We start from the raw sequence: 13,239 nt of genomic DNA on the forward strand, positions 1-13,239 counted from the left end.
GATGGCTGGTGGATATCAATCGCCCGTCTCCCTTTTGCACGGGGTAGGGGAAGAGCGGGCGAAGGCATTTGCAGGACTGGGAATCAACAGCATTGGTGATTTGCTGGAGTATTTCCCGTCTCGCTATGAAGATTACCGTGTGCGCGATTTGACAGAAGTAAAAGACGGAGAGAGGGTCACGCTGGCAGGTACGGTGTACGGCGAACCCTCTGTTCGTTTTTATGGAAAAAGAAAATCACGACTTTCGGTCAAGGTTGTCATGGATCGTGTCGTGGTGACGGCTGTCTGGTTCAATCAGACGTTTGTCAAAAGCAGGCTGTCGCCCGGCAAGGAAATACTCGTCACAGGAAAATGGGACAAGCACAAGCTACAAATCACTGTGAGCGAAATGACAGAAGTAGACTCCGAACGTGCGACAAAACGAGGCGAGCTCGCCCCTGTCTATCCACTTGGTGGCGATGTGACGCATACACTGCTGCGCAAAACCATTCAACTGGCGTTGCGTCAATACGGCAAGGAGATTCCTGAGATCCTACCTGCGGATATTGTGGAGCGCTACCGACTGATGCCGCGGATGCATGCCTTTCATTCGATTCATTTTCCGGAAAATGCGGAAGATGGTCGTCAAGCGCGGCGACGGATTATGTTCGAGGAGCTTTTCTTATTCCAGCTAAAGATGCAAACACTGCGCAAGATTAATCGACAGCAAACGGAAGGCGTTGCTTTGACGATTCCGATGGAAGAGGTACGGGAATTTGTCAAAGGTCTACCGTTCCCGCTGACGGATGCGCAGAAAAGAGTGGTAAAAGAAATATTGGACGACATGCGGGCACCTCATGCGATGAATCGGCTGCTGCAAGGGGACGTAGGCTCGGGAAAAACGGTCGTAGCTGCTATCGCGCTGATTGCTGCGGTGAAAGCAGGTTATCAGGGAGCGCTGATGGTACCGACGGAGATTCTCGCCGAGCAGCATGTGCAGTCGTTGACGAAGCTTTTGTCCGATTATGGCATTCAGGTCGCGCTCTTGTCTGGCTCGCTGACGGCGAAACGTAGACGTGAAGTCATCGGCTCTCTGCAAATGGGGTTAATCGATGTCGTGGTTGGTACCCATGCGCTCATTCAAGAGGATGTCTTTTTCTCCCGTCTAGGTCTCGTGATTACGGACGAGCAGCACCGATTCGGCGTGGAGCAACGGCGAATTTTACGGAATAAAGGCTTGTCACCTGATGTCTTGTTTATGACTGCAACACCAATTCCGAGAACACTAGCAATTACGGCATTTGGCGACATGGACGTCTCGACGATTGATCAAATGCCTGCGGGGCGCAAACCGATTGAGACGACATGGAAAAAGCACGATCAGTTTCCGGCTGTGTTGGAGCAAATGCGGGATGAACTGCGCAAAGGACGACAAGCGTATGTGATTTGTCCGCTCATTGAGGAGTCGGAAAAGCTCGATGTGCAAAATGCGATTGATGTACATGCTCAGCTCACACACATTTTCCCAGAATTCGGCGTAGGTCTGATGCATGGGCGACTGCCAGCGAAGGAAAAGGATGCAGTCATGCAAGCCTTTCTGGCGGCAGAGCATGCTGTCCTGGTCAGTACAACGGTCGTAGAGGTCGGTGTGAATGTGCCGAATGCCACCTATATGGTCATTTATGATGCGGAGCGGTTTGGTCTTGCTCAGCTTCACCAATTGCGTGGGCGGGTAGGACGTGGCTCTGAACAGTCGTATTGTGTGTTGATCGCCGATCCGAAATCCGAGATTGGAAAAGAGCGGATGCGTGTCATGTGCGAGACGACGGATGGATTTGAGCTATCGCAGCGCGATTTAGAATTGCGCGGACCGGGTGATTTTTTCGGGACAAAGCAGAGCGGCTTGCCGGAGTTTAAAGTCGCTGATTTATTAAGTGATTACAAAGCGCTGGAGGTAGCTAGACAGGAGACTGTCAAGCTGGTAGCAGAGGACTCTTTCTGGCGCGACGAAAAGTATCATTGGCTGCGTGACTATTTAAAGAATGAGGGCGTGCTGGACGGTGTCGTCTTCGATTAGGAAAGGAAGCCTTCCCACTTCAAGCGCGTGAGGAGGCTTTTTCTTTTGTGGAGTGAAACTTTAAGCAGGGTATCGACGTCTATCCTCTGTAAGGTAAATTTTTCTAGGAAGCGAGGCGAGTTTTTTGTCTTTGCGAAAAATTCGGGGAATGAGTATGTCCATTGTGTTTGCATTGCTTATCATGACAGGATCCGACTTCGCGCAAGCAACCTCCACGGACAGTCGGATTGCTCAGAGTGGCCCCTCCCATACGACCAGCCAAACGACAAAGGAATGGAAGCAAAAGGAACTGCCTTATGACTACGTATCGATGAAAGAAGACGTGGTTATTCAGTTGAACGAGGCTCCACAGCTCCGCTCTCCTCGAAGAACGGTCGTAGGACCTGCGCCACAGGCATACACCCTCTTTTTTAAGGAAGCTGTGAACCGTGGAACAGTCGAAGCAGCGATCCGCAAAAATGCTCAGGAAGAGACCAAAAAAGAGGACTTGGGCTACGTGGAGCCGATTTTTACGTTTCACTGGGTGCACGACCGTCAACTGCAATTGCTGGCTACCCTTCCTGATACGCTTGCCAAAGACAGAAGCTGGACAGAATATGTTGTAAATGTAGCAGGAGCGAAGACGGTAAAGGGAACCGCGTTTGATGATACGAATGATTTCTCGGCGGTGGTGTTTGCTCCGTCTCAGATTTGGCGAGTCTCCGTCCATGGTAAGGTGAAAGAAAAAATGACGGACTTTGCCGTCAGGACTCCCATGGAATTTATCGACCCTGAGGAACGGTATGTGTTGTTGGAGCGATTTACAGAATATTGCGAGTGCGATGCACGTTTCCCCATGCTGTATTCGATTTATGACATACAGACAAAAGAGCTGACTGCTTATCCAGTGGAGCTGACTGACAACTATAGCGGTGCAGGCGACTTCATGGCAGATCGCCGCGGCTTCTTTTTCGCTCATCCACCAAAAGGGACAGAAGTACCGAAAAGTGAGTTTGCCACTCGTATCAAGGTAGATGGATACGTACATGGAGCCAGCTTTAGCCATGATCGCAAGCATGTATTGATGGCAGTAGGCAAGACCGAACAGAAAAAGGATCTCGATCTGGTCGTGTACGATCTGGCGACTGCAAAAGAACGGCGCCTCCCAGGTGTAATCAAAGGATGGATTCCAACAGATGAGATGAATGGGCAAGTCCAGCCCGTCAGTTTTATCGATGATGGACGCTACGCGACGTTTGAAATGATAACAGAGGAAGAAAGCTTTGAGGAGCTTCGTCAACGCTACGATTGGCAGTCAGGCAAGGTGATCAGCTGGAATCCACCTGTTCCAAAAGAAGCTTGGTCTGGCTATATCCAGTCGACAGATGGCGCCTATCAAATGTATTGGAATGCAGGGGTGTTTAAGGGCGACGTCAAACTGAAGGAAATGAAACCAGATGCGATATGGATTCCAGGCACTCACCATTTGGTTTATATCGATTGGGAAAAAGCTGAACAAGGAGCGGAGTCCGTGTCGTCGCTCTTCCTGTTCGATGCTGATCGTAAGCAACAATCTGTGCTGGTGAAAGGACTGCCAGCGAATGTATCTATTTTGGGAGCTAGCAACGACGGCAAATGGCTGTATGTTACGACTCCGGAGCTACTAGCCCCTTAGCGTCATATTCCGATGCCAGTATGGATAAAATGATCAAGGATTCGTAAGTATCGCCTGATTTTAGGCAATCGCGCAAGGTGCCCTCTATGTGAAACCCTTCCGATACGTAAAGGGTGCGGGCGCGGTCGTTCGTTTCTTTTACATCCAGCCAGAGTCGATGGGCTTTTTGCTCGATGAATGCCCAATGCTTGATCTGACGCAGGATGTTGCGACCGTAGCCTTCGCCCTTCACTGCGATTGTAATACGCATGAGCTCAATACTTTGATGAGGATTGGTCAGCCCGGCGATGATGACGTAGCCGACGGGGTGGCCTGTTTCTTTTTTTTCGGCAATCATATGGAGGATGTCCGGGTTGCCAAGTGCGTGGTGGTGCCGCTCTTCGCTCCACGGGATAATGAACGGGGTATTCTCTGGCGCATTTTCTACTTCGCATACGAATGAAATGTCTGCTGGTGTAGTGCGGCGTAAGTGGATGGTCATGCGTGTATCTCCTTTTCAGCTTAACATTTGCATACCATGATCAGATTGCCGTCGGGATCGCGGAAGTTGAACCAGTGACCATGCTGGATAGGAACGACGACTTCTACTCCGTTCTCCTTGAGAAATGCATAAGAGGCTTCGATATCCTGTGTGTTGAAATGAAACAAGGGAGCATCATCTGTGATGCGCTTCGGAAAGATTTTGCTGTCCAGAACGAGCGTCAGTCCGCTCTGTAAGGGAATGCAGTATATATGTCCGAACATAATCTCACCGTCTGCGGGAATGCCCAAGAGACGGCAGTACCAGTCGCGTGCGCGTTCGATGTCGCTGACGGCTACAAAAATGGCTCCGATTTGGGGCAGCAGGGGGGAAGTGGTAGTCATTGTGATAGAGCTCCTTTCAATTGGTGTTTTTCACAAGGTCGACCCGGCATAATCGTGCACGAAATGTCGGATCGCCTGATTTTGCTTCTGCTATTCTGAGGGGGAAAGGGAGGTCATTACCATGGATTTGCTTGCAAAGCTGAATGAGGCTCTGGACTACATCGAAGACAATTTGACCAGCGAGATTGATTACAAAGAAATCGCTCGTGTGGCTTGCTGCTCCGAGTATCACTTCAAAAGGATGTTTTCTTTTCTCGCTGGAGTTCCGTTATCCGAGTACATCCGGCGTCGGCGCATTACGCTTGCAGCTTTTGAGCTTGCGGACAGCAACGAGCGGGTCATTGACATTGCGATCAAATACGGATACGGATCGGCTGATTCCTTTGCCAGAGCTTTTCAGAATGTGCATGGCGTCACTCCGACAGAAGCCAGACACATCGGCCATTCCTTGAAGGCTTATCCGCGAATGACCTTTCATCTATCCATTAAAGGAGGCAGTGCCATGAACTACCGTATGGAAGAAAAAGAGGCATTTCGCATTGTGGGTCTGAAAAAAAGAGTCCCGCTGATTTATCGTGGAGTCAATCCAGAGATTGCGTCCATGTGGGCTTCATTAGATATGGAGACGATTCAGCAACTGAAGTCTCTATCCGATGTCAAACCACTTGGACTGCTCAGTGCGTCCACGAACTTTTCAGAAGGTCGGCTGGAATATGGTGAGGTTGATCACTTTATCGGGGTGGCTACTACAAAGGAATGTCCAGACAATCTGGCAGTGCTTGAAGTTCCTGCTTTTACCTGGGCCGTATTCGAATCAGTGGGTCCATTCCCTGATACGCTGCAAGACATCTGGGGTCGCATCTATGCTGAATGGTTTGTGTCCTCTGGATATGAGGCGGCTCAGGGCCCAGAAATTTTGTGGAACGAAAATAAAGAGATAACATCACCGACCTTTCGCAGCGAGATTTGGATTCCTGTGGTGAAAAAGTAACCCTATATTGCATTCGCTCTCGTTTGCGGAACACCTACCAGCGTGTGCATATCCGGGAAGAAATAATTACCAACTTTTTTGCATATGACAGGTACAAAAGCGAACGTTTGTTTGCTTAAATAACGGATCGTGTTTTTGATCGACATGCAGAGCTTTTATGCCAGTATCGAGAAAGGGGTCAACCCAGAGCTGCGAAACAAGCTGATTGTCGTCGCCGTCGATCCCGCTGACGTGTCCGCATAGTTCAATCCTAACCAAGATTACCCTAGCCTCATCTTGAAGACAAGGTGGGGCTATTTTACGCTTGCTGTGCTCACGAGCATCTGACAAGCGTTAATGCCAAGAAATCTTTCTCTACTGAGGACTCTTTTCGGGCACTCTAAGGGCAACACCACGATTAAGGAGGGAACCCTGATGCGTAAACACCTAGTCTTGTTCCTACTCCTCCTGTTCCTGCCGTTGGGCGCCTGCGAGCCGTTTGCATCGCCGTCGACGCCCGGTCCCGGTCCGGTGACCTCATCCCCCGGTCCTGGTCCAGTGACCTCATCCCCCGGTCCCGGTCCGGTGACCTCATCCCCCGATCCTGGTCCAGTGACCTCAGCCCCCGGTCCTGGTCCGGTGACCTCAGCCCCCGGTCCTGGTCCAGTGACCTCAGCCCCGGGTCCTGGTCTGGTGACCCCCGGTACTGGCTGCGACAAAGTAGCGGAGGTCGACAGGCAAGTGAAGGAATTATATAACAAGCAGCTCGAGGCTATTAAGGCTGGTAGGACGGAGGAGGCAGCACAGCTAAACAAAGCCTATGCGGCTGCCTGGCAACAGCTGCAATACCTTAGAAGTATTTGTCCACATGTCCCTGAAAGAAGATGACGATCCTGCAATACCTGTCGGCTGGTCATCTGCTCAGATTGCGTGAGCCTGTTACTTTCTGGGGGCAGGTCTGCTGTCATCCGAAAGACGGTAATGTTTGCCGACCAGAGCTAATTTGAACCATTTAAGCCGGCCCGAGTCGTCGGCTTTTTTCTGTTAAATTTATCAAGGGAATGGGCAAGACCGTCCGCTTCCGGTAGACCGCTCTAGCACTACGTAAAGCCGTTACATTGATGTCCCAATCCACTCCGATAAAAACGAAGAAAACCATGAAAATGGGAACAACAACAAAATCGCCAACTTATATGACGGTAAATTCGGATATGCAAGGTTTAATAGTCGTTTGCACCCATTCGACTAACTAATTCTTTGATATACATTGACAGGCGAATACTGATTTCCGAACGCATAACATCCCGGACCATTCCAAAGCGATCCTCGTATCCTCTACAAATAAAACGGTGATACATTACCATATCTGCTTGTTCATCACTCATTATTTTAATATTACGCTTCGACAATTCGCGGCGCAGACTGTACAAATCTGCACTTATTTGGCTCATTAGTGCTCGGCCTGCTGTCAAATAAAGCTGCTTTAGAAGGTTGGAATGGTTCTCTATGTCTTCGATGCTCTTTTGCACCATGCTTAACATGTGAGGAAGCAAGATGCAGTCTCGGATCATTTTGAACTCATCTTCTGTAGGTCGTTTACGGGAGTTCTTTGTGTCGTGACGATTTTCGTATTGTTCTTGATGCTCAGTAAGCAGCATTTTGGACTTCCACCGTTCATTACCGTCCAGTTTGCTCATTTGTAATGGCCTCCAATCTGTTCTGCCCTCTCACGGGCTACTCCGGACTGTAATAATGATGATGCCCTCATAATAGCGGCGCTGCCGTATCTATCCTTAATTTCATCAGTCGCTCTCTCCAGGCTGTACGCTTTGATCCGGTCGTCGAAAAAAGTAAGCTGAATGACGTTATCGTCTGTCAACTCAGTCAATGCAACAGATAGGTGGTTAACGGGCATACCGCTCCAATGTTTATGGAAAATTCCGAGAGCTGCTGCTGCGACTTCATGTGAAAGGGATGTAGGTTGTGGAAGTGTTACCTGTCTATTAAACGACAATATCGAATGTTGACCATCTGTTTCCGTTGCTCCGACGGACACAACTCGCCCGATGTAACCCAGTCTCCTGCTGCGACGACAGACCTCCACCACCAATTCCAGCAGTATGACCTCGATATCTTCAATCTTCCGATAAAGGCTGCTTCTGAGCGCCTTGCCGTGACTAACCGATTTTAATTTATTACGAATACTTGCCACGACAGGGCTAGGGTCTATTCCACGTGCTGTTTGCCAATAATATTCCGCCTGTATATCACTTTGCTTGCCCATCTCTTTTCGCATACGCTTTTTAAAATCACCCAGTTCCAGACGCGCAATGTCGCCAATCGTGTAAAGACCCATACGTGTAAAATGACGAGCCATTCGAGAGGCAACCATAAACATTTGATGTACCGGTAACGGCCATAATACAGATTCTAAATTGTCGAAACCAAGTTTAAAGATACCTGCGGGCATTTTTTTAGCAAAATTATCAGTAGCCATTTTCGCTAACACTTTCGTTGGTCCAATTCCGCACCGCGTCCAAACTCCTGTTGATAACAGAACGTGTGTCTGAATCTGGTGAGCAATCTCTTCCGGAGCCCCGAAATAACTGATAGAACCTGTAACATCAAGAAACTGTTCATCGATGGAATAAGGTTCGACTTGGTCCGTAAATGACTCGAAGATCTCGGTAAGAAGCAAGGATACGGTGATATATGTTTGCATTCGGGGGCGTATTACGACCAAATCGGAACATTTCGCAAGCGCCTCGCCGACTCTTTCGGCCGTTGTTACACCGCGTGATTTGGCGACGGGGCAAGCAGCCAGAATGATACCAGATCTTCTAGAGGGATCAGCTACAGCGACTGGCTTATCTTTCAAGTCTGGCCGGGCCGCTTTTTCAATCGAAGCATAGAATGATTGTCCGTCAACTAACATAATGGTTCGCTCTTGAGGCACGGCATTTCACTCCTGTAAAGTTGGTGATTCGTAGATGTACTGCAAAGTCCATACACGTCATGGATGCGAACGTATATTCTTATTATATACCGAATGTATGTTCGTGATGCAATGAGAATAATTGGAATGCAAAAAATGCCCCCAGGCCATCCATATTGACCAAGTAGCGCGACGCCTCAAGCTTCGGGCAGGCTCTGAGGTCCACTGGGTTCCTTTTGCCCGACTGCTGCATGTGAAGCTGGCAACGAATTTCTGAATAAAGGAAAATAGGTACATGATGGGGAGTGCACAAGAATAACACAGTAAATAGACAAAAATAGGTCTCTTTTTCAAAAGCAAGCTGCAAAAAACAGCGTGCCGCGATGAAACGGTGTGTGCGAAGAAGATGCGAGATTCCTGAAACGAAAAGCGGTCAAAAACAACCGTTTTTCGTGTTTTTTTGGCTTACACGGATTTTGCCAGAAGAGAGGTTTCCCTGTATTGTTAGATTATCTTTTGAAGCATATATTTGACGGATAGAACAAAGGAGATTTAACATGCTAGCACAAGAAATGGGTGTCATATTCACCAAGCACGCCGATCAAATTACTTCCAAGCGTTGGGGAGAATTCATGCAACAATTGGAGGAAAAAGGCCTGTACGTGCTCATTGAGACAGACACGATCGGAAGAGTGATGAGTCCATTGGGCGGCTTGATGCCCATGCCGTGTAAAAGTGAGACGCTCCATATTGTGACAGCTGATGAGCTGGAGCAGCGCGGCTTGCCGCTCGGTCACCACATCGTAACGAAAGCGAAAGAAAAAGTAGTCCAACCATAATCGAAAAAACCAACGCAACCTTTCCGTGGGAGCTAGCCTCCAAGTGGGAAAGGTTTTTTTGTGTGAAAAACGTCCCCTCTCATTGGGGGATCGAAACATCTCGACGTTTTTCATAAAGCTGGATGCAACCGCTTGCGGTCAAACAAAACGGTTATGACCGTGTTGTTGTTCCCAAATAAAAGAATGCTCCGGCTAGGGGTAAGATCTATCCGGCAATCGGCGGTAGAGGGCAGAAGGTCACATTATGATAAGGGATAGGACAAAAGAAGCAAGCAGGAGAGAGGAGAACAGGAATGACGACAATGGAGAGCAAAGAGGGAATGCAGCCCAAAAAAGGCGTGCGTCGCTTGCTGGAGATTGCGGATGAGAAGCGCGGCTTGCTCGTCGTCTCGGCGATATTGTCTTCCTTGAGCGCAATATGCATGCTGGTGCCTTATGCATCGGTCTACTTTATTTTACGCGAACTGTTAACGCATGCAGCGTCTCCCACAATGGCGGACGGGGCGTACATGATTCGGTGGGGAGTTATTGCGCTTTTGGGACTCGTGGGAAGTCTGGTCATGATGTATGCAGGCGGGATGGTGTCTCATATCGCTGCGTTTCGCATTTTGTACGGAATGCGAGTCAAATTGGCTGCGCATATCGGCCGTTTACCGCTTGGCTGGCTCAACGGGACGTCTACCGGTGCAGTCAAAAAAACATTGGAGCAAAATGTGGAAAAGGTCGAGACGTTTGTCGCGCATCAGCTTCCGGATTTGGTGCATGTAGTCGTGACAACGGTGCTCATGATTGGCGTGATGTTTTACTTGAACGTCTGGCTGGCGCTGGCCTGCGTCGTGCCGATCATACTGGGATTGATTGTGCAGATCATTACGTTTTCCGGGACGAAAACAAAAGAAAATATCAAGAGGTACTACGATTCGCTAGAACGGATGAATGGATCTGCCGTCCAGTATGTACGTGGAATGCCGGCGATCAAGGTATTTGGGCAGACGGTTCATTCCTTCCGGCGCTTTTATGCGGATATGATCACCTATCGGGACTATTGCGTCAAGCATACGGATGATTTTCAAAACGGATTCTTGGTGTTCAAGGTGATTTTGAGTTCATTTGCGGCCTTCATTCTCCCGGTAGGGGTGTTCATGCTGAGTAAAGACCCGCAAAATGTTGCGTTTGCGTCTGTTCTGCTCTTTTTCCTCGTAATGGCGCCAGGTGTATCTGCACCGATGTTTAAGCTCTTGTTTTTGACTTCTACCCTGCGTGACATTGGCGAGGGGGTGGAGCGCATGGATCGGATTTTGGCAGAGCAGCCCGTTGCCGAACCGCTTAGCTCCCAGCGTCCGCAGAGCTTTGATGTCGCATTTGAAAACGTCTCTTTTTCTTATGCAGCAGAGGGGAAAACAGGAGGAGCGGCACTTTCTCGCATCTCTTTTTTGGCGAAGCACGGGCAGGTGACAGCTCTGGTCGGACCATCTGGTGCAGGGAAATCTACGGTCGCGAATCTCATTCCGAGATTTTGGGATGTTTCGGAGGGAGCGATTCGCATTGGCCAGGTAGATGTTCGGGAGCTGTCGAGCATAGATTTGATGAACACCGTAGCATTCGTCTTTCAGGATACGTTTTTGTTTTACGACACGGTTTACAACAACATTGCGATTGGATTGCCAGACGCAACGCCAGAAGCGGTCTATGCAGCGGCGAAGGCAGCCCAATGCCATGATTTTATTCAAAAGCTCCCGCAAGGCTACGACACCCTGATCGGGGAAGGGGGAGTCTACTTGTCTGGGGGAGAAGAGCAGCGTGTGGCGGTCGCACGGGCGATCCTGAAAAACGCACCGATTCTTGTCCTCGACGAGGCGACTGCCTTTGCTGATCCTGAAAATGAGTATGAGATGCAACTGGCGCTGGCAGAGCTGATGAAGGGCAAAACCGTCATTGTCATCGCGCATCGCCTGTCAACGATTCGGGATGCAGATCAAATTTTGGTGCTGGAAAAAGGGAAACTGATCGAACAAGGCAGGCATCAATCATTGATAGAGGCGAATGGGCTCTACGCCCGGATGTGGAAGGCTTACACCGATGCGCAGGACTGGCAAATGGGCGAAGGAAAGGGGAGTGTGGATGCAGATGAGTATGCTGAACAATATCACAGCAGGTAAACCAAGGGCGCTGATCAAACCCGTTATGTACACGACACTTGCCAACCTTGCGCAAATATTGCCGTTTGCCTTGCTCGTGGAGGGTGCCCGATTGATTTTTGAGCCGTTTGTCCAGCCGGGTGCCCCATTGAACATCGAGCGACTCTGGTGGGTATGCGGATGGATGGTAGTCTCGTTGCTCCTTTTGTTTCTATGCGAAATTCCAGCGTATCGTACACAGTTTCGTGGTGCCTACAGCACGGCTGCTGAAGGGCGAACCAAGCTCGCAGAGCACCTTCGCAAGCTGTCACTCGGTTACTTGAACAAAAGAGACCCAGGGGATTTGGCCAATATGATGATGGGAGATTTTACGATGGTGGAGCACGGGATTTCCCATCTCGTACCGCAAATGTTGGGGGCGATCATCATGCCTGTCATGGCGATCGTAGGTCTTTCTTTCGCGGATTGGCGCATGGCACTGGCCTTGTTTGCTGCGTTTCCCATAGCGATTCTCTTGGTGCTGATGACATCTGGACTACAACGCAGGCTCGGAGCGAGGCATATGCGTGCCAAAATTGACGCCGCCAATCGCTTGCAGGAATATTTGAACGGCATTCGCGTCATCAAGGCGTACAATTTGACTGGCGAGCGCTTTGTACGGCTGGAGCAATCCTTTCGCGAATTCATGCGGCAGAGCATACGAATCGAAGGCTTACTGGGACCGATTGTGCTCGCCGCCATCGCTTTTATTCGGGCGGGCCTCACACTCATGGTCATGGTCGGCGTGTATTTGCTCGTAGCAGGTAGCATAGATCTGATCACGTTTGTCATGTTCCTGCTGGTTGGGACACGTATCTTTGATCCGTTGACAGCTGCACTCGTCAACTATGCAGAATTCCGTTACCACGAACAGGCGGGGGAGCGGATTGTCCAGTTGCTGTCGGAGCCGATCATGACAGGCAAGCAGCAACCACCTTCGGAAAACGACGTGAAGCTTGCAGGCGTCTCTTTTGGCTATATCGAAAAGAACGTCCTGAACAACGTGAGCATGCATATGCCAGTCGGTTCGTTTACAGCGTTGGTCGGGCCATCCGGCAGTGGAAAAAGCACCGTGATGCGGCTGATTGCCAGATTTTATGACCCGTCGCAAGGCAGTGTTCAGCTGGGCAATCAACCACTTGTCGACATGGACCCGGAGGCACTTCTCTCCCGCGTGTCAATGGTGTTCCAGGACGTGTATTTATTCCAGGACACGATTGCAAACAACATTCGCTTCGGAAAAAGGGATGCGACACAAGCGGAGGTCGAGGAGGCGGCCAAACAAGCGTGCTGCCATGATTTCATCATGCAGCTACCCAATGGCTACGATACGCTCGTAGGGGAAGGGGGGAGCACGCTATCAGGCGGCGAGAAACAGCGCATTTCCATTGCTCGAGCGATCCTGAAAAATGCGCCGATCATTCTCTTGGATGAAGCAACAGCCTCACTCGACCCCGAAAATGAGGCGCAAATTCAGAAAGCGATCGATACGCTTATCGAGGGAAGAACGGTTATTGCCATTGCTCATCGCCTGAAAACCATCCGTAATGCTGACAACATCTACGTGTTGGAAAATGGCACGGTCATCGAACAGGGACAGCATGATGAGCTTGTGAAGAAAAACGGTTTGTATGCGCGGCTATGGAAGCTGCAGCAAACGACAGGCGGCTGGAGACTGTCTTCATAAATCGGTGACAAAACCCGCTAGGCAAGTCAGCCGAAGCGGGTTTTGTCATGGGCGCAC

General features: G+C 49.8%; 11 protein-coding genes and 1 pseudogene. 8 read left to right on the plus strand and 4 right to left on the minus strand.

Annotation, left to right across the window (positions count from 1 at the left end; translation table 11 throughout):
- Window position 1 precedes the first annotated feature (1 nt).
- Both recG and POF51_RS07095 read left to right on the plus strand, forming a co-directional pair.
- A complete protein-coding gene (gene recG, locus POF51_RS07090) occupies window positions 2-2,056 on the plus strand; it encodes an ATP-dependent DNA helicase RecG (RefSeq protein WP_017249445.1) in 2,055 nt (684 codons plus the stop codon).
- A gap of 154 nt (window positions 2,057-2,210) precedes the next feature.
- A complete protein-coding gene (locus POF51_RS07095; protein WP_069849453.1) occupies window positions 2,211-3,710 on the plus strand; it encodes a hypothetical protein in 1,500 nt (499 codons plus the stop codon).
- Here the strand turns inward: POF51_RS07095 and POF51_RS07100 are convergent.
- Both POF51_RS07100 and POF51_RS07105 read right to left on the minus strand, forming a co-directional pair.
- Window positions 3,682-4,191, minus strand: a complete 510-nt coding sequence (locus tag POF51_RS07100) for a GNAT family N-acetyltransferase (protein WP_017249443.1) — start codon at window positions 4,189-4,191, stop codon at window positions 3,682-3,684. The genes POF51_RS07095 and POF51_RS07100 overlap by 29 nt on opposite strands.
- Before the next feature lie 20 nt (window positions 4,192-4,211).
- Complete coding sequence (locus tag POF51_RS07105) at window positions 4,212-4,574, minus strand: VOC family protein (RefSeq protein ID WP_069849451.1); 363 nt, start codon at window positions 4,572-4,574, stop codon at window positions 4,212-4,214.
- 121 nt (window positions 4,575-4,695) lie between these two features.
- Between POF51_RS07105 and POF51_RS07110 the strand changes: the two genes are divergently transcribed.
- The 3 genes and pseudogenes from POF51_RS07110 to POF51_RS07115 all read left to right on the plus strand — a co-directional run bounded on the left by POF51_RS07110 (window position 4,696) and on the right by POF51_RS07115 (window position 6,432).
- Window positions 4,696-5,565 carry an AraC family transcriptional regulator gene (locus POF51_RS07110; protein ID WP_069849449.1) on the plus strand — a complete coding sequence of 290 codons (870 nt, stop codon included), beginning with the start codon at window positions 4,696-4,698 and terminating at the stop codon, window positions 5,563-5,565.
- A 144-nt stretch (window positions 5,566-5,709) separates the two neighbouring features.
- Window positions 5,710-5,790, plus strand: a pseudogene (locus POF51_RS32095) (hypothetical protein); the annotation flags it as partial.
- Window positions 5,791-5,979: 189 nt separating this feature from the next.
- Window positions 5,980-6,432 (plus strand): hypothetical protein, encoded by a 453-nt coding sequence (locus POF51_RS07115; protein ID WP_069849445.1) that lies wholly within the window; start codon window positions 5,980-5,982, stop codon window positions 6,430-6,432.
- 332 nt (window positions 6,433-6,764) lie between these two features.
- Here the strand turns inward: POF51_RS07115 and POF51_RS07120 are convergent, their stop codons facing one another.
- Complete coding sequence (locus tag POF51_RS07120; RefSeq protein ID WP_069849443.1) at window positions 6,765-7,241, minus strand: hypothetical protein; 477 nt, start codon at window positions 7,239-7,241, stop codon at window positions 6,765-6,767.
- Window positions 7,238-8,500: a DNA polymerase IV gene (locus POF51_RS07125; RefSeq protein ID WP_170831606.1), complete on the minus strand. Its 1,263-nt coding sequence runs from the start codon at window positions 8,498-8,500 to the stop codon at window positions 7,238-7,240. The genes POF51_RS07120 and POF51_RS07125 overlap by 4 nt, the downstream gene beginning before the upstream one ends.
- A 536-nt stretch (window positions 8,501-9,036) precedes the next feature.
- Here POF51_RS07125 and POF51_RS07130 point away from each other — a divergent pair.
- From POF51_RS07130 to POF51_RS07140, 3 genes are all read left to right on the plus strand, one after another.
- Window positions 9,037-9,318: a hypothetical protein gene (locus POF51_RS07130; RefSeq protein WP_007728325.1), complete on the plus strand. Its 282-nt coding sequence runs from the start codon at window positions 9,037-9,039 to the stop codon at window positions 9,316-9,318.
- Window positions 9,319-9,638: 320 nt separating this feature from the next.
- Entirely contained in the window at window positions 9,639-11,477 is a 1,839-nt protein-coding gene (locus POF51_RS07135) for an ABC transporter ATP-binding protein (RefSeq protein ID WP_069849702.1), read from the plus strand.
- Window positions 11,446-13,182 carry an ABC transporter ATP-binding protein gene (locus tag POF51_RS07140; protein WP_069849704.1) on the plus strand — a complete coding sequence of 579 codons (1,737 nt, stop codon included), beginning with the start codon at window positions 11,446-11,448 and terminating at the stop codon, window positions 13,180-13,182. The genes POF51_RS07135 and POF51_RS07140 overlap by 32 nt, the downstream gene beginning before the upstream one ends.
- Window positions 13,183-13,239 lie beyond the last annotated feature (57 nt).

It is taken from the genome of Brevibacillus sp. AG (genome assembly GCF_028369215.1).
Classification (GTDB): domain Bacteria; phylum Bacillota; class Bacilli; order Brevibacillales; family Brevibacillaceae; genus Brevibacillus; species Brevibacillus porteri.

Excerpts from the sequence above, each read along its gene's own strand:
- recG (WP_017249445.1), top strand. The coding sequence starts at position 2 with ATGGCTGGTGGATATCAATCGCCCGTCTCCCTTTTGCACGGGGTAGGG.
- POF51_RS07095 (WP_069849453.1), top strand. The coding sequence starts at position 2,211 with ATGTCCATTGTGTTTGCATTGCTTATCATGACAGGATCCGACTTCGCG.
- POF51_RS07100 (WP_017249443.1), bottom strand. The coding sequence starts at position 4,191 with ATGACCATCCACTTACGCCGCACTACACCAGCAGACATTTCATTCGTA.
- POF51_RS07105 (WP_069849451.1), bottom strand. The coding sequence starts at position 4,574 with ATGACTACCACTTCCCCCCTGCTGCCCCAAATCGGAGCCATTTTTGTA.
- POF51_RS07110 (WP_069849449.1), top strand. The coding sequence starts at position 4,696 with ATGGATTTGCTTGCAAAGCTGAATGAGGCTCTGGACTACATCGAAGAC.
- POF51_RS07115 (WP_069849445.1), top strand. The coding sequence starts at position 5,980 with ATGCGTAAACACCTAGTCTTGTTCCTACTCCTCCTGTTCCTGCCGTTG.
- POF51_RS07120 (WP_069849443.1), bottom strand. The coding sequence starts at position 7,241 with ATGAGCAAACTGGACGGTAATGAACGGTGGAAGTCCAAAATGCTGCTT.
- POF51_RS07130 (WP_007728325.1), top strand. The coding sequence starts at position 9,037 with ATGCTAGCACAAGAAATGGGTGTCATATTCACCAAGCACGCCGATCAA.
- POF51_RS07135 (WP_069849702.1), top strand. The coding sequence starts at position 9,639 with ATGCAGCCCAAAAAAGGCGTGCGTCGCTTGCTGGAGATTGCGGATGAG.
- POF51_RS07140 (WP_069849704.1), top strand. The coding sequence starts at position 11,446 with ATGAGTATGCTGAACAATATCACAGCAGGTAAACCAAGGGCGCTGATC.